The organism is Ruegeria sp. ABV3_008, assembly GCF_056161185.1.
Map to the genome: position 1 here is coordinate 124616 of NZ_JBSWYP010000001.1, position 14909 is coordinate 139524.

Consider the following 14909-nt stretch of genomic DNA (forward strand, 5'->3'; position numbering starts at 1 on the left):
AAAATGGCTGCCGGCTGCGGGCAGAGGATGCGCGGTTCATCCCAACGTGGGATCAAGAGTAACAGGATTTGTAAGGTCCGTTAACTTCCGCTTTTCGTGTAGCACCCATAAACTGAGTAACGACGGTACAAATGCTTGAATGTCGTCGTGCCGTCGGTCTGGGCGAGCTCTCGCATCGCGGTTTCCTGGGTCGTGCGAGGAGCCACATGAAACCGAGCGAGCCATCCCAGCAAACCGCGTTGGAACCAGCGAGGCAGGCCTGCACTGTCGCCGAAATCGACCACATACAACCGTCCGCCGGGCGCGAGATGCCGTGTCGCCTCGGTCAAAGCTGCCGTCCAGTTGGGGATCATCGAGAGGCTGTAGGATAGGACAATATGGTCGAAGCTTTCGATGCCGAACATCGCCATAGGGTCAAACTGGCAAGCATCCCCATGGGCAAGCGATACACTCTTGTCCAGCTTTGCCCGCGCCGTTGTTAACATTTGATCCGAGATATCAAATCCAACTACCTGGGCCTCGGGATATCGTTTGTGGATCATCGCGAGATTGCGCCCGGTGCCGCAAGCAATCTCCAGCACGCGCGCGCCCGGCTGCACGCCCATTTCCTCGATCAAATGGTCGCGTCCCAAAAGGTAATACTTCCGGGTTAGATCATAGATCAGCCGCTGGTAGCGATAGGTTTGATCCATCAGCTGAGCATGTTGGAGTGCGTCGGTCATCTACACAGCCTTTCGGTATAGATGTACACCGCCATAGATCGCGGAACGATCGGTTTTAAATGCGGTTTCGGAAGCGTCTTTGTCATAGGTCCACTGGCGCAAGGTTATGGCCTCAATCCGTCCGGGCAATATGTCATCGGCCCCTCCGGTGCGGAACAGCACCCGTGCACCCGGTCGCGCGGTGCGGGTGATCTGCGTCCAAAGCGCGTTCAGTTGTGCATCCGTCATCCAGTCTTGCGCATCCAGAAGAACGTAAACCGACTTCGACTCGTTGGGTGCAAGACTCAAGACATCAGTGATGGAACGATTTCTGACTGTGGCTCGGCCTGCTACGCTGCGAAGTACAGCAAAATGCCGAGCCTCAAGATAGGGGGGCACTGGCCCATTCCCATCCGGGGCATAGGCGCGGTTCGCAGCCTGCCACGCAAAGTAATTTTCGGCGATAGGGAAGTCGCAAAACAGCTTGCGTGTACGCGCCTTGAGGACCGGGAGGATGTCGCCATCGGTCTCCCTGGCCAGCTTGTCATATTGCGCGGGTGGAATCCCCAGCCCGAACAGAGAGGCGCGACGACGGGCCATGAACTTGACGAAACGCGAGTCAAAGAGCGGCGCTATCTGAGTGTTGAAGAAGGTATCTTGTTCGGCAAGGGTTTTGGCCTGCAAGAGCTGTGTGAAATCTACACGGCCTATACGAGCTACCGTATGAACGGCACCCAGAAATCTACCGAGCACTCCAAAGCGATAAAAGTCGCGTGCAAACATCGACTTGCGGGTCTGCAATTTCGCGCGACCATTCCAGAACGACTGTGATTTGGCATCCAGACAAGGCAGTACGTACTGGTCCAGCAGCGCGACATTCTCGGGCCGATCTGCGAAACCAAAAACTGAATAGAATGCCGTGTGATCGGGCAAGTGCCGGGCCGCGGCGAGCTTGAGGCGGTTCAGCTCGACATGCCACGGCGACAGATCAACCGCAGTCAGCGAAGCGGGCTGCGCCGTCAGATAGGACATCACATTGCATCCGCCTGAGGCGATGCAAATGATGTCATCCTTTTCGTTCAGGTCCAAAGCGACCATGTCACAGACCGGATCTTCCCAAATCTGCGGGTAGACCAGGCCCCGAAAAAGAAAAGCAAATACCCGCTCGGAGAGCGTATCCAGAGAGATGGTGCGATTCTCGTAGACCGCGTCCCTTATTGAATCCGTGCTCGCGAGGCTCATGCCTGTTCCCTTTCAGAGGTAGAGTTGGATGGGTTTTGCATACGCGGCGCCCGCTTTCGGCGCGTTTGGCGTTTTTCCAGCAATCGCAATCGGTTGCTGCGCGCCTCCCAGTCGATAAGTCGCAGTTCACCGTTCATGTCCTCGACAATAGCGGTACAGCTTTCGACCCAATCGCCGGTATTCACGTAGTGGATGTCACCTATTTGGCGGACTGCAGCATGATGAATATGGCCGCAGATCACACCGTCAAAGCCGCGTTGGCGTGCGTCCGCTGATAAGACTTCTTCATATTTTCCAATGAAGTTTACCGCCTGCTTGACCTGATGTTTGGACCATTTCGAAAGCGACCAATACTTGCGCGACCAAAGCCGACGCAGCATGTTGATTTTGGGGTTGAGCCAGATCAATGTCGCGTAAACGCGATCACCGAGATAGGCCAACCACCTTGCATTGGCGATGACCGTGTCGAACTGATCCCCATGGGTAACGAGATATCGTTTGCCATTTGCGGTCACGAACGTGTCGTCGTCCTTGACCTCAATGCCACCAAAATGAATGCCCGGAAAACGGCGCATGACCTCGTCGTGATTACCCGGGATGAAGACCACCCGAGTTCCTTTTTGTGCCTTTCCAAGAATGCGTTGGACAACTTCATTGTGGGCATCTGGCCAATGCCAGCCGCGTTGGATCTGCCAGCCGTCAAAGATGTCGCCCACAAGGTAGAGCACATCGCAGTCATGCCTTCTGAGGAAATCCGCCAATAATGGCGCACGACACCCCCGCGTCCCCAAATGGACATCGGAAATGAAAATCGCGCGGTACTTTGTCATCGGCGGTCCAGTCGAAATTTGAGACCGGGGTTATAGGTGGAATATGTCAGCTTCATTACGGAGCCAAATTTTGAGCCGTTTTTGAACCTGTGGCGTGCCAACCAGAAAAGAAGCCTATCCAACAATGACGTAGCTTAGCTCGGCGACGGTTTGCTTCGTTGCACGGATTGAAAGCTCGGGCTTCTGCAGATTTTGTGCACGCCGCGAATGGAGGCAATGCCGATTGCAACTGCAGCAATCTAAGACTGCGCCGAAGGTCGGCTATGGGCCGTCATTACACATCCCAACAAGCTGACTTATCGGCAGCTTTGTCCGCGTTGCGGTCATTGCTCCAATTTCCGCCAGCGTCCGCTTTTGCGAGGAGCTGCCATTCACGGTAGGAATTTCAACATTTGTGCCCTGAGCGATTAGCCCACCGCTGTTTGAAGTTTTGTATTCGGGAAAAATCGAAAAATTTTTGGGCAGAGCGCAACACGTAAAAATCGAAAATATTCTGGAAGGGGTAACGTGATGTGGGGAGGCCCAGCTCCACTGGCCCCGGTGTTTTTGTCGGGGTGGGGGGGGGGTATTTTCAGGGTTTTGGTGGGGGGGGGTATTTTCAGGGTTTTGCCTCGCCTGACAAAACCCACCCCGACGCCTACCTTTCGATCGACGAAGCCTCACTGCATGCTGGTACTAGGTCGATCTCATTGTGTATCCCGATCGCCGTTGGTTTTGGGTTTCGCGGGTTGGATGACGCAGGCCACGTCGCGCGTATTCTCATTACGTCAGCGGCGCAGTAGCACTTTACGCCATGTCGCTGGATACACTCGTGGTATTCTGCCCCGACATATGTCCGGTCACGGCGCTTGCCTTCTCGAATGCGGATTAGGAGAACAGGTTGCAGGTCGTAGTGCCAGCGGATGTCACAGGCCGCACAGGCATGGATATCCCTGCCGAGGCTACCGAACACCCGTGTGGCGACCTCCACGGCGTCGGGATTACCATCCAGAAATTCGAATATGAGGGGCGTCGCCTCAATGGTGACGACACCGGACTTGCGGGCCTGTGCGGTGCGCTTCCTGCGCTCGTGCCGGTTCATGTTAAAAGACCCGAGAGGAAGGAAAGTGAGGAAGGAATGTGTATTTTTTAAATTTATGACGTGCGCGGTGTGTCTGTATGTATATACACCTCCCTGTCATACAGTTCGGGAGGGAGCGCGCTCTCGCGTATTATGTGATTATATATATTCATTCCTTCCGTTCCTTCCTCTCAAAACTCGTCAGGAAGGCCCAAAAAATCATTTAACTTTTTGATTTGTTTTGGTAATTACGAAAAAATGCTCTTTTGGTCGCTGTTCGAACCTTCCGGCTCTCCAAAGTCCGCTATCTCTCCCAAGGTGTTCCAGAACGCCTTGAAGCCGTGGTCTGAGTACCGCTCACCGACATTGCTCAAAGTCCACTTTTGGTACGCCTCTCGAACCTTTTTTCGGGAAATTCGGACTGGTTCCTTCCTCCAATCGGGGGTTTTTTCAACGATTCCGTGCTCAAAAAAGTACCCCTCTACCGGGAATTCTCCGCTGTGAACGGCTTCCATCCACCATCGGTGGACGCCTTTGAGAGACTGTTCTTTCTGGTGGATGGTTTCAGCTGTGAGGGGGCGGTCGCGCTCTGGGTTCCAGTCCGACACGTCGCGGTTCAGCATCTTTTGTAGGAAGTGCGCCGCGCCGTCGCCTTCAATGTGGTTGGACAGGCGTTCGAAGTATTCATAATCGCGCTTCCGGTCATCACTGGTCCGACCCACTACGACGCGACGGTCATCATGCTCCACGTGGACGGCGTGACTTTCGTTAGTGGCGGCGACGATGCCCAGATATGAGGGGGTGGTTTCGCCGTCGAGCCCCTTGGCCTCAAGCAGCATCGTTTTGGCCGTGATGCGCCGTTTCATTTTCTGGTTGGCCTTCTTGTCACCGACAAAGAAGCACTCGTCTGCGAACACGTAGCAGGCGCTCATGAGGTGCTTATTGAATTTCCCCAGCAGGTGGCCGCTTTCTTCGATCACCACGGCGTGTTGATTGAAAATACGCTGCGCCAACAGGTCGTCAAAGATGATGCCTTTACGCGTGCCCTGCCCGCCGAGAAAGGCGGGCATGACGCCCATTACACGGGCCGGGTCTTGGATTTTGGCAGCGATGAAATTCAGGGTGTATTCGTTCAGCGCTTCGTCGCCATTGCAGATCACGTCGCGGATGTGGTCGAGGATCAGGTCGCACGGCCCCTCTTTCGGCTCAACACCCCAACCCATCCACAGGTTCAGGAAACCGTCAGGAACCTCGCCTGTGGGCATCATGACTGTGCCCTTGTACTGGCGTCGGTCGGGTGATGCCATCCAAAGCGGACCGGCAGGCACCAACCCTTCGGGGGTCGCAACGGTGATGTTTTCGACCAGAGCCAAGAAATCTGCCTTGGTGAGCAGCGAAAGAACCTTGCGCATTTTCATGTCGCCGGTCGTGTTCTTCTTGAGCCGCATCGGCTGCTCAACCCAATAACCAACGCGGAATTTGCTGCCGATGATTAACGCGAAGAATTCTGCGTTTAAAAGTTCCGTGGCCTGTTGCGCGGCGTCCTGTCGTTCGTCTGCGTCGCGGTGCTTGATCATCCGCTTGAGCGACTTTTCGAGGTTCTTCTTGGTCATTCGAACACCTGCGTCGGTGCAGTCGTCCCGTAGCGCGTCGAGCGCGTCGTCATGTTCGAGCCAGTCCATCTCAGCGATTTCCGCCAGACGCCGTTTGATGTCTTTTTTGTTCATTTCAACCTAGTCTCCATCATGCGGGAGATTCTCGCCTCGCGGGTGTCTTGTTCGCGTCTCGGGAGCTTTCTGAGCGCGTCGAACCGGCGGGCGAACATGTCCCGGTATTCCGCGTCAGTGCCAAGGATGTACTTGCGCACCTTCCCGTGCGCGTGAGACGTGAGGCGTCGGCCATAAGCAAAGATCATGCCGGTGATGGCACCGTCTCGGTAATCGGGTTCTAGTGGGTCGCGGGTCTTGGCTTTGTCGTAGACGCTGGGGTGCATCAGGACATCACCCACGGTCACGAGTTGCCCGTTGGACAGGTGCAACACAAAATCCGACCCAAGGACCGTGTGTTCCGTCTCATGCATGCCCAGCAGTTCCTTGCGCCGTCCGCGCTGCGTGGCGTCGGTCACATGCGCGGCGATGGCCCCTGGCGTAGCCGCGACGCCCAGCGCTGTGCGCGCCTCTACCTCAAGCCGTTCGCCTGCCCAGACTTCTCGCTTTGCGTGTGCCCTGTCGCGGGTCCGCGCTAACTCGCGCGCGACGCGCTCCGCATACTCATGCTCCTCATCGGATGTCAGGTCTGGAAAGACCCGTCGCGTATCGGCCAGGGCCAGCCCCTCGCTGATCAGGAAAGCGTCAGGGCGGCGTTGCTCCAAACCCTCACCACATACAGCCCCGGCGGCGTAGTCCTGCCGTGAGGGTTGGTACATACACGGGTCAAGCGTGGCACGTATCAATTGCGCGCCACTGCCTGAGATGAGGATGTAGCCGAACCCGTTCAGCCAGAGGCGTTTGAGCAGGACCTCGGCTGCGCGGGGTATGTCCGTGCCGTCCTCAACGCCCATGTATAGGCGCTGCCCTTTGAGCCCGACCACCTCGCAATCGAGAACAGTATCGAAAATATAGGAGGACGACGAGCAACCCCACAACACGTCGTGGTCGGCATATCCCGGCACGGCGGTCACGACCTGTCGCCACAAATCCTCACGGCTCAGCGCGGAGTGGTCGGGTCGTGGGTCATAGTCGGCAGCGAGGATGGCTGGACCCTCGGGCCATGCGAAATGGTCCTCGCTGCGGGCGATGGTGCCGGGTGTGACCCGTTCCTTGGTAACCAGCAGCACACCATCGTCGGGCATGTCGATTGTCGGGACGCCGTAGGTCAGCACGTCCCGCCCAGCGCGCAGTTCAGTGTTCAGCACTGTAGCGAAATCCGCCATGTTGGTGGCCTCGTCCACGAACGCCCGCCCCGCGCTGAGCCAGCCAACGGTTTCCTTATCCAGTTCGTTGTCAGCGCCCCAGCGGTAGTGTTTGCCACCCGTCTCGGGTTTAGTCAGTTCAATCCGCGTGTAGCTGAGCGGCGGGGTGTTCCGATTACGCGCCATTTCACCGTTTTCCTTCATCTTGCGCCCACAGAAGCTTGTGTTGCGGGCAATTCATCGTTTTACTGCGTGTTTCGGCGGCTCGGGCAGAGGCGGTCACTGTTCGCGTCACTGATGCCCCTCCGAAACAGCACTTATTTCCCTCACGCTCGCTGGTTCAGGAGCGCCAGGTCCAGATCACGCGGCATCGTCTCGCTCCTTTGGCTGGATGCGGTTCCGTTCCTTGAAGGCGTCGATGCTGGCGCGGTCGATGCGCGTGACGCGCCCGTTCGAGTAGCCGGTCAACTCGCCGCTACTGAGCCAGCGCCAGACGGTCGAGGACGACACCTGCAACTCGCGACAGGTTTCCTTGACGGACAGGTCCGAGGATTGATTTGGGGTAGGGACCGGGGCGCTTATGCTGCGTCTCCTGCCACCTTAGCCAAAAGGGCAGGGTCGGGCACGTAGGCGTTGTTCGCCTTGTACTCATCTAGTGAGGTTCGTGTGATGCGCTCTTGCTTGCCTACGAAGTAAGTAGACAATTGCCCGGACGCTATCAGCTTGCCGACCGCATTACTCGAGACGTTCATCTCAGTGCATGCCTCGGCGATAGTCAGGTCAGGCTCTCTAGCCATGTGTCACTCCATTAATTAGGTCGTGACACTTGGCTAACAGGGGGTGTTCCAGATGGACGAATTCGTAACTCAGTTACGCGCAAACTATCTTTTTAGCGGTCCATTTTTCTTGAATTCCGCCCGTATCCAGCGGGCTATGCTGCCCTCGGAAGGTAGTTTCGCCACCTCATCCGCAGTCCGTTCTAACGACATCTCATCATAAACCCGTTCCGCGAGGTGTTTCGCCGAACCTGCCATGTTTGGGCTGCGTTCAACTATCGCCATCGCTCGCCTAATCACCTCGTCATGGTGAAGACGACGACCGGGGCGGGCGTTCTTACCGCGCGCGCTGTTGCGCTCGCTCAGGACGCTTTGCACTGCCGTGTAAGCCGATTCTGCCTCTATGTGATCCTCTCGGGGGTCATGCCCGTCTAGGTTCAGCAGGCGCAATTTGATGAAGTCCAGCGCACTCACTTTACCCGATGGCAGCGCCGCCAGCCGCTCGGCTTCTTCGCGGCTCACTTTCAGGCGGCGCATGATCGTGGCCGTGGTATCGACGCGCTGGGCGTCGGCGAACGGGTTGGGTTTCGGCTTGGTCATGCCCGTCCCTCCGACAACTGCACCACGCTCTCAGCGGTGAGCCCGTCGAGGAAGTCCGCCCATTTCTGCCACCATTCGGCGGCGGGCTGGTTCAACTCGGATAGCTGATAATGCGCGTCCGCCTCGCTGGTGTCAGGGCTATGTGCGGACAGGCGGTCGCGGATGTCCTTGCCGCCACCGTTTTCGGCAACCCAACTAAGCAGCGCCTTACGGTTGGCGTGGCTGGTGTAGTCGGTGGGCAGGCTTAACTCGTCGCGCTGCCGCGCCCAATTCAACGAGACAGTCTTGCGGCCACGACGACCGAACACACGACCCTCTCGCGTGGGTTGGTTGCGCAGCAACTCGACCGCCTGCGCCGAGAGCATGACCAGATGTTCTTTCTTGGCTTTCATGCGCTGGGCGGGAATGGTCCAGCGTCCATGTTCAAGGTCAATCTCCGACCACTCAGCGCCCAGCGCCTCGCTGATGCGGGTGCCCGTCAGCAGTTGCAGGCGCATGATGTCCCGGTCGATGACTTGCAGTTCGTCAAGGCCCCGGACCATCGTGCGCAGTTCGGACATGGACGGGCGGTAGTCCTTGATCTGTGATTTCGGGGTCTTATCCAACTGCGGGACCGGTACGCCTGCGGGCATCATTTTCTTCTCGCTGGCCCACTTGAACATGCTTGCCATCGCCATGCGGATGTTGTGCGCCGCACCGGGCTTGTCATCTATCAGGTGGGCAAACGTTGCGTTCAGGGCCTCCACGTCCAGCGCGCCGAGGCGCATGCCGCCATGGTTGGGCAGGACGTTCTTGGTGAGGATGTTCTCCGACCGCCGCCACGACTTTGTGCCGCGCGTCTGCATGGCTGTGATGTAAGCCTCGGTCAGTTCGTCCAGCGTCGTTTCAGACCGCTTGTCGGCGACCTTGGTGACGGGCTGCGCCCACGCCTCTCGTGCCTCGGCAAGGCTCATGGCGGGGTAGTGCCCGAGGGTGATTTGTCGCTGCCGCTTGCCTTTCTGGGTGCGGTAAATCCAACGCTTGCCCCGTGTGGTGGCTACAAGCGTAAGGCCCGCGTATTGCGGGTCCGAGAGACGCCGACCGGGTTTCAGGCGGCGGCAGGCCAGATCAGTCAATTCCTTGGCAGCGGTTCCGTTCGCCTGTTCGAGGGCAAACGCAACACTGGCGCGCAGTTCCTTGCGGATGCCCGTGTCGAGTGCAGCCTGCATCAGGTCAGCAACAACCTCGCGGGGGTCGCGGTCGTCCTGATCCACGAGACTTGCAACTGAGGTCAGAAAGTCAGATGTGTTCTTTGTCATGGCCGCGTCCTTATGCAGTTCGGTCGTGTCAGTCGGGCGGGTGTTGACGCACCCCCCGACACCTTGGATTTAGCAACGCCATCGCACCGCTACCAGCCCCTCGTCACTGATGCGTCACTGTTTTGGCATGATATCCACGCGGGTTGAGTGGGTCTGACAGGGGCAGTGAAACGGTTTGGTGATACAAGCAAACGCCTGTTTTTTTTGTGTTTTTCCATGAATTTGCAGGGGGTTCGCTGGCGCGGGGTATGAGAACGCCCGGTTGCGGGTTATTTGCGTCTGGCTGCTTTGGCAGGTGGTGGGGATTGTGTCAAGAGCGGGAGCGAGGGGCCAGCCCCTCGCGCTCCCCGAGGTATTTTTAGCCAGATGAAGGAGGATCACGGAATTGCACTTAGGCGGGGGGCGTGCATGATGTCAGGAAAGCAAAGAGGGCTTCATGGCAGCAACAGATTTTTTGGAAACGGCGCAGGGGCGGCGGTTGGCTTATCACAAGAGTGAAGGGGCCGGGCCGACAATTGTTTTTCTGGGAGGTTTGAAATCGGATATGGAGGGCACCAAGGCCGTTCATCTTGAGGCTTGGGCGCAGGCGCGGGGGCAGGCGTTCTTGCGGTTTGACTATTCCGGGCATGGAGAAAGCTCTGAGGCGTTCACTGACGGCTGCATTGGCGATTGGCATGAAGATACGCTGGCAGCGGTAGGTGCCTTGACTGAGGGGCCTTTGGTGGTCGTTGGGTCGTCGATGGGCGGCTGGCAGGCGTTGCTGCTGGCCAAGGCGTTGCCGGAGCGACTTGTGGGCATGGTGACCATCGCCGCAGCCCCGGATTTTACCGAGGACGGCTATTGGGCGTCCTTCTCAGATGCGCAGAAGGCAGCGCTGGAGGAGGTTGGGCATGTGGAATTGCCCTCGGATTATATGGAGCCTTACATCATCACAAAGCGTATGATCGAGGATGGTCGGCAGCGCCTGGTTCTGCGGGACGCGTTGGATTTACCGTTTCCCGTACGTTTTTTGCAGGGAACGGCTGATACGGCGGTGTCGACTGAAACAGCCTTACGTCTAATTGAGCATGCGACAGGAACGGATATGCGATTGTTGCTGGTCAAGGATGCGGACCATCGGTTCTCGGACGGGCCGTGCCTTGGCTTGATCGAGAACGCCGTTCTCGACGTTTTGGGGGATGAGTGATGCGCTGGTTCGGATGGGTGCTGGGGCGAATTCTACTGGTTCTGATCGTTGTCGGAGGCCTGATCTATTGGTTCGGGCCGCGGGAAGAGGTGAACCTGGATCCCGATTTCGACCCCCGCAAGTTTGGCGAAGGTGTTCAGGTCTATTTTGAAAGCACGGAATCCGCCTTTGACGATATTGTTCCCGGCGTTGAAAAACGTGTGATCTGGCAGGACGGGTTCAAAGAACAGCGCACGCCTTTTTCGGTGCTATATGTCCATGGCTTCTCGGCCAGTTCAGAAGAGATCCGCCCCGTGCCTGATATGGTCGCTGATGCTCTTGGGGCCAATCTGGTTTATGCGCGCTTGCAAGGACATGGGCGCAGTGGGGCCGCGATGGGCGATGCGACCGCCTCGGGCTGGATGCAGGACATGGCCGAAGGGCTGGCGGCGGCCAAGGCCGTTGGGGAAAAGGTCGTAGTCATTTCGACATCGACCGGGGGCACGCTGGCAGCGGCGGCCGCTTTGAACCCGGACCTCAGCGAGGATGTCGCGGCAATGGTGTTTGTGTCGCCGAATTTCGGAGTGAATGCGACAGGGGCGTTCATACCCGGTCTGCCTTGGGCTCGGGATTGGTTGCCACTGCTGATGGGGCCGGAACGAGATGTATCCGGGCCAGATCCAGAAAAGAACAAGTACTGGACTTCGGTTTACCCGTGGGAGGCCGTGGTGCCGATGACTGTTCTCGTCGAAACGGTCTACGGTCTTGATTTCTCACAAGCTTTGGTGCCGGCGCTGTTCTGGTTCTCGGATGATGATCAGGTTGTGCGCCCGGACAAGACACACAAGGTGGCCGAGGCCTGGGGTGCGCCAGCAACAGTTGAGCTTGTCACAATGGGGTCGGGGGATGATCCGATGTCGCATGTGATCGCCGGTCGCCTGATGTCTCCGGACCAGACAGAGCCGACGGTGAAAGGGGTATTGGCGTGGTTGAAAACGCAGGGGATCGAATGACCCCTCGTTCAAGGGCATAGCGATGCGCAAGCCGGGCAGTATGTGGAGCCTTGAGACGCTGGGTCGTGTGCGTCTGTCCCGGCATTTCTTCATGCGCGATTTCCTGTACTCCGAGATCGGGAATTTCCACCAAAAGCAGAACCTGCCGGAGAGCCCGGATCTGGCCATCGAAACCGGCAGCGCCTTTTGCCAAGCTTTGCTGGACCCACTAGAGGAGACCTTTGGCCGGGTCGCAGTGCGCTCGGGCTATCGGTCGCCGTCCTTGAATACGTTCGGCAACGAAAACCGGCTGAATTGCGCGCGCAATGACAATCCGTTGGAGTGCCATATCTGGGACTGGGGGCAAGGTGAGGCGCGAGTCGCTGGTGCGTCTATCGTGATCCCCTGGTTTGCGGATCGCTACACGCAGGGGCGGGACTGGCGCGATCTGGCGTGGTGGATGCATGATCATCTTGACTACTCCGAGATCTGGTTTTTCCCGAAACTCTGCGCATTCAATCTGGTGTGGCGCCCCACGCCTCAACGCCGGATCGACAGCTATATCGCGCCCAAAGGTTGCCTTTTACGACCGGGGGCCGAGCCAGCCGAAACACTTTCCGTCCGTCAGAAACGCTATGCTGATTTCCCGTCGTTCCGTGGAATCGCCTATCCATAAAGATTCACTTGCTGGGCTGATCCAAACCTTCCATCCTGATGAGAAGGAACGACTCGGATAACCGAGCAGAAGGAGGCCCCACGTGATTGAGCCGCTGGTGTTGTTGCCGGGTTTGATGTGTGATGCCCGGCTGTTTCATCCCCAAATTGATGCCTTTTCACGCCGCCGCGCCGTGGTCGTCTCGGCGATCAGTCGGGGGGAGCGGATTGAAGAGATCGCCTCGGATCTGTTGGATCAGCTGCCTCATCGGTTCGCGCTGGCCGGGCACGGGCTGGGAGGCGTGGTGGCGTTGGAGCTTGTCCGTCGCGCCCCGGATCGGGTGTCGCGGTTGTGCCTGATCTCAACGGATGCTCAGGCCGACACACCGCAGATCGCAGCCGCTCGGGAAGATCTGATCATCGGCGCGCAGGCTGGTCGGCTTGAAGAGGTTATGCGGCGGGTTGTCGGGTCGGACACTCTGGCGCCGGGGCCGCAGCGGATCCCCGTTTTGAACGACCTGCTGTCAATGGCAATTGATTTTGGCGCCGAGGTTTTTGTCACCCAGATGCGTGCGCTGCAGAGGCGCGCGGATCAGCAGGGCACGTTGCGCCGGATCAAAGCGCCCAGCCTGATCCTGTGTGGAAAGCATGACCGGCTGACGCCCGAGCGCAAACATGCCTTTATGGCGGACATGATCCCAAATGCGGTGATGCACACAATTGATGCGGCCGGATATCTGCCAAGTCTGGAAGCGCCCGAGCAGGTGATCGACCTGATGCAGGCGTGGCTGGATGAACCCTTGCGCATGGCCTAGGGGTAGAGCGCTGCGCGTTCCTCTTTGCTGATCACCGTCGGTGTCACGACGGGCTCAAAACTCTCAGGATCAAAGAACGGCGTGTTCTTCCACCCGCCGGATAGTCTTGATTTGATCACGCGCCTAAGCAACCCAATTGCCGCCGGAGCCAGATTTTCGTGCTTTTGCTTTCCGTTGGGCCGAGGCACGAACCCGCGAGTCGCAATCGGGCCAAGCCGCGCGTGATCGGCGATACGCAAAGCGATGAACCCCGCAAAGGGAAATCTGGCGGTGCGTGGCGTCGTTGCCAAGGGCGCGTTGCAGCATTTGGCATACCATCGCAGCATACCCTTCGGGCTCAGTGACATCGCCGCCAAATGGTCGGCGCCGCTGTCAATCGTCACCTCGTCGGGGGCGATTTGAAACACCTCAACCGGGCCGGGGGCCGGGTCGGGTTGGCCGAAGTAACGCTGGGCGGCACGGCAGTCGTGGCAAAAGCATTCGGCATGGGTACCCAGACGCGCACCATCGGATGTGATGCGCCCTGTCAGTGTCCCACAGGCGCAAGAAAAGGTGAGGTCAGACTCTGACGCCAAAGCCCTTACGCGACTTTATTGCTGTTGGCCGCCCGACGACGCGGTTTGCGGCTGTTCTCGTTCATGAAGTCGATGACCAGCGGGCGGATATTGTCGCGCCAGCTGCGGCCTGCAAAGATGCCGTAGTGCCCCGCACCGGGTTCAACATGGCTGGCTTTCTTGCTGTCTGGCAGACCGGTGCACAGATCAAGCGCTGCGATACACTGTCCGGGGGCCGAGATATCGTCATTCGCGCCTTCCACGGTTTTCACGGCCACATCGGTGATCTTGCCCATATCCACCTTGTGCCCGGCGACGACAAACTCGTTCCGCCCGATCTCGCGGTTTTTGAAAATGCGTTCGACCGTGGAGAGGTAAAACTCGGCTGGCATATCCATGACAGCGAGATATTCATCGTAGAAGCGATTATGGGCATCATGGTCCGAGGCTTCCCCCCGCATCACGCGCTGGATCTGATCCGTGAAAGCGGTGGAGTGGCGTTCTGCATTCATCGACATGAACGACGCCAGCTGCAACAGGCCGGGATAAACCATCCGACCCACGCCTTTGTATTTGAAACCAACGCGCTGGATCATGGTCTCTTCCAACTGGCCCATCGTCACGCGACGGCCAAAGTCGGTTACGTCGGTCGGGGTAGCGTCGGGATCGACCGGGCCACCGATCAGTGTCAGGGTGCTGGGTTGGGCCTTCGGTTCGACCTCGGCCAGATAGGCGGTTGCGGCCAGTGTCAGCGGCGCAGGTTGGCACACGGCGACCACGTGCGTGTCCGGGCCAAGCTCCTTCATAAAATCGACAAGGTAGAGGGTGTAATCCTCGACATCGAACTTGCCAGCGGACACGGGGATATCGCGCGCATTATGCCAATCGGTGATGTAAACTTCGCAATTGACCAGCAGACTTTTGACGGTCGAGCGCAGCAATGTGGCGTAGTGACCGGACATTGGAGCCACCAAAAGCACCTTGCGAGGTTGCGTTTCGCGCCCGTTTACCTTGAAATGGAGAAGGTCCCCAAAGGGACGCTCCAGAACCGAGGTGACTTCGACCAGATGATCTTTGCCATCTTCACACGTGAACGTCCGGATGCCCCAATCGGGCTTCGCGACCATGCGTTGGAAGGTGCGCTCGGTCACTTCACCCCAGGCGGCCATCCAGCTGAACGCCGGGTTGGGAACCATCGAAAACAGCGGGTAGGAGGCCATCGCGTTTGCCGTCGAACCAAGCCATTGGTTCGTATTGCGCATGGTTTCCATCAGATCGTAGGTCATCATGTAGCGCATCGAAGGATCCTCC

16 protein-coding genes are annotated in these 14909 nt (G+C 58.1%); 4 read left to right on the top strand and 12 right to left on the bottom strand.

What is annotated here, in order from left to right; translation table 11 throughout:
- Positions 1-80: 80 nt before the first annotated feature.
- From ACXAH8_RS00620 to ACXAH8_RS00665, 10 genes are all read right to left on the bottom strand, one after another.
- Positions 81-722 (bottom strand): class I SAM-dependent methyltransferase, encoded by a 642-nt coding sequence (locus ACXAH8_RS00620; protein WP_475215259.1) that lies wholly within the window; start codon positions 720-722, stop codon positions 81-83.
- Positions 723-1943: a BtaA family protein gene (locus tag ACXAH8_RS00625; RefSeq protein WP_475215261.1), complete on the bottom strand. Its 1221-nt coding sequence runs from the start codon at positions 1941-1943 to the stop codon at positions 723-725.
- Positions 1940-2773 carry a UDP-2,3-diacylglucosamine diphosphatase gene (locus ACXAH8_RS00630; RefSeq protein WP_475215263.1) on the bottom strand — a complete coding sequence of 278 codons (834 nt, stop codon included), beginning with the start codon at positions 2771-2773 and terminating at the stop codon, positions 1940-1942. The genes ACXAH8_RS00625 and ACXAH8_RS00630 overlap by 4 nt, the downstream gene beginning before the upstream one ends.
- A 637-nt stretch (positions 2774-3410) precedes the next feature.
- Entirely contained in the window at positions 3411-3854 is a 444-nt protein-coding gene (locus ACXAH8_RS00635; RefSeq protein WP_475215266.1) for a hypothetical protein, read from the bottom strand.
- Positions 3855-4081: 227 nt separating this feature from the next.
- Positions 4082-5560, bottom strand: a complete 1479-nt coding sequence (locus tag ACXAH8_RS00640; protein WP_475215270.1) for a primase-helicase family protein — start codon at positions 5558-5560, stop codon at positions 4082-4084.
- Complete coding sequence (locus tag ACXAH8_RS00645; RefSeq protein ID WP_475215272.1) at positions 5557-6930, bottom strand: hypothetical protein; 1374 nt, start codon at positions 6928-6930, stop codon at positions 5557-5559. Before ACXAH8_RS00645 ends, ACXAH8_RS00640 begins: the two co-directional genes overlap by 4 nt.
- Positions 6931-7104: 174 nt before the next feature.
- Positions 7105-7326, bottom strand: a complete 222-nt coding sequence (locus ACXAH8_RS00650) for a helix-turn-helix domain-containing protein (RefSeq protein WP_171177354.1) — start codon at positions 7324-7326, stop codon at positions 7105-7107.
- Complete coding sequence (locus ACXAH8_RS00655) at positions 7323-7541, bottom strand: helix-turn-helix domain-containing protein (RefSeq protein WP_475215274.1); 219 nt, start codon at positions 7539-7541, stop codon at positions 7323-7325. The genes ACXAH8_RS00650 and ACXAH8_RS00655 overlap by 4 nt, the downstream gene beginning before the upstream one ends.
- Positions 7542-7625: 84 nt before the next feature.
- Entirely contained in the window at positions 7626-8120 is a 495-nt protein-coding gene (locus tag ACXAH8_RS00660) for a hypothetical protein (protein WP_475215278.1), read from the bottom strand.
- A complete protein-coding gene (locus tag ACXAH8_RS00665) occupies positions 8117-9418 on the bottom strand; it encodes a tyrosine-type recombinase/integrase (RefSeq protein ID WP_475215280.1) in 1302 nt (433 codons plus the stop codon). Before ACXAH8_RS00665 ends, ACXAH8_RS00660 begins: the two co-directional genes overlap by 4 nt.
- Positions 9419-9854: 436 nt before the next feature.
- On the opposite strand from ACXAH8_RS00665, the gene ACXAH8_RS00670 reads away from it, so the two are divergent.
- The 4 genes from ACXAH8_RS00670 to ACXAH8_RS00685 all read left to right on the top strand — a co-directional run bounded on the left by ACXAH8_RS00670 (position 9855) and on the right by ACXAH8_RS00685 (position 13044).
- Entirely contained in the window at positions 9855-10604 is a 750-nt protein-coding gene (locus tag ACXAH8_RS00670; RefSeq protein WP_419739969.1) for an alpha/beta hydrolase, read from the top strand.
- Positions 10604-11596, top strand: a complete 993-nt coding sequence (locus tag ACXAH8_RS00675) for an alpha/beta hydrolase (RefSeq protein WP_475215283.1) — start codon at positions 10604-10606, stop codon at positions 11594-11596. Before ACXAH8_RS00670 ends, ACXAH8_RS00675 begins: the two co-directional genes overlap by 1 nt.
- Before the next feature lie 40 nt (positions 11597-11636).
- Positions 11637-12251 carry a hypothetical protein gene (locus ACXAH8_RS00680; RefSeq protein ID WP_475216253.1) on the top strand — a complete coding sequence of 205 codons (615 nt, stop codon included), beginning with the start codon at positions 11637-11639 and terminating at the stop codon, positions 12249-12251.
- 82 nt (positions 12252-12333) lie between these two features.
- Entirely contained in the window at positions 12334-13044 is a 711-nt protein-coding gene (locus ACXAH8_RS00685) for an alpha/beta fold hydrolase (RefSeq protein ID WP_475215285.1), read from the top strand.
- Here ACXAH8_RS00685 and ACXAH8_RS00690 read toward each other — a convergent pair.
- Positions 13041-13619 (bottom strand): DUF6151 family protein, encoded by a 579-nt coding sequence (locus tag ACXAH8_RS00690; protein WP_475215288.1) that lies wholly within the window; start codon positions 13617-13619, stop codon positions 13041-13043. The genes ACXAH8_RS00685 and ACXAH8_RS00690 overlap by 4 nt on opposite strands.
- Before the next feature lie 5 nt (positions 13620-13624).
- Positions 13625-14896, bottom strand: coding sequence for a polyhydroxyalkanoate depolymerase (gene phaZ / locus ACXAH8_RS00695; RefSeq protein WP_170374116.1), 1272 nt, complete (start codon positions 14894-14896; stop codon positions 13625-13627).
- Between the last annotated feature and the right edge of the window lie 13 nt (positions 14897-14909).

Bases quoted from the DNA above. Each gene is read 5' to 3' on its own strand.
- ACXAH8_RS00620 (WP_475215259.1), bottom strand. From the start codon at position 722: ATGACCGACGCACTCCAACATGCTCAGCTGATGGATCAAACCTATCGC.
- ACXAH8_RS00625 (WP_475215261.1), bottom strand. From the start codon at position 1,943: ATGAGCCTCGCGAGCACGGATTCAATAAGGGACGCGGTCTACGAGAAT.
- ACXAH8_RS00630 (WP_475215263.1), bottom strand. From the start codon at position 2,773: ATGACAAAGTACCGCGCGATTTTCATTTCCGATGTCCATTTGGGGACG.
- ACXAH8_RS00635 (WP_475215266.1), bottom strand. From the start codon at position 3,854: ATGAACCGGCACGAGCGCAGGAAGCGCACCGCACAGGCCCGCAAGTCC.
- ACXAH8_RS00640 (WP_475215270.1), bottom strand. From the start codon at position 5,560: ATGAACAAAAAAGACATCAAACGGCGTCTGGCGGAAATCGCTGAGATG.
- ACXAH8_RS00645 (WP_475215272.1), bottom strand. From the start codon at position 6,930: ATGGCGCGTAATCGGAACACCCCGCCGCTCAGCTACACGCGGATTGAA.
- ACXAH8_RS00655 (WP_475215274.1), bottom strand. From the start codon at position 7,541: ATGGCTAGAGAGCCTGACCTGACTATCGCCGAGGCATGCACTGAGATG.
- ACXAH8_RS00660 (WP_475215278.1), bottom strand. From the start codon at position 8,120: ATGACCAAGCCGAAACCCAACCCGTTCGCCGACGCCCAGCGCGTCGAT.
- ACXAH8_RS00665 (WP_475215280.1), bottom strand. From the start codon at position 9,418: ATGACAAAGAACACATCTGACTTTCTGACCTCAGTTGCAAGTCTCGTG.
- ACXAH8_RS00670 (WP_419739969.1), top strand. From the start codon at position 9,855: ATGGCAGCAACAGATTTTTTGGAAACGGCGCAGGGGCGGCGGTTGGCT.
- ACXAH8_RS00675 (WP_475215283.1), top strand. From the start codon at position 10,604: ATGCGCTGGTTCGGATGGGTGCTGGGGCGAATTCTACTGGTTCTGATC.
- ACXAH8_RS00680 (WP_475216253.1), top strand. From the start codon at position 11,637: ATGTGGAGCCTTGAGACGCTGGGTCGTGTGCGTCTGTCCCGGCATTTC.
- phaZ (WP_170374116.1), bottom strand. From the start codon at position 14,896: ATGCGCTACATGATGACCTACGATCTGATGGAAACCATGCGCAATACG.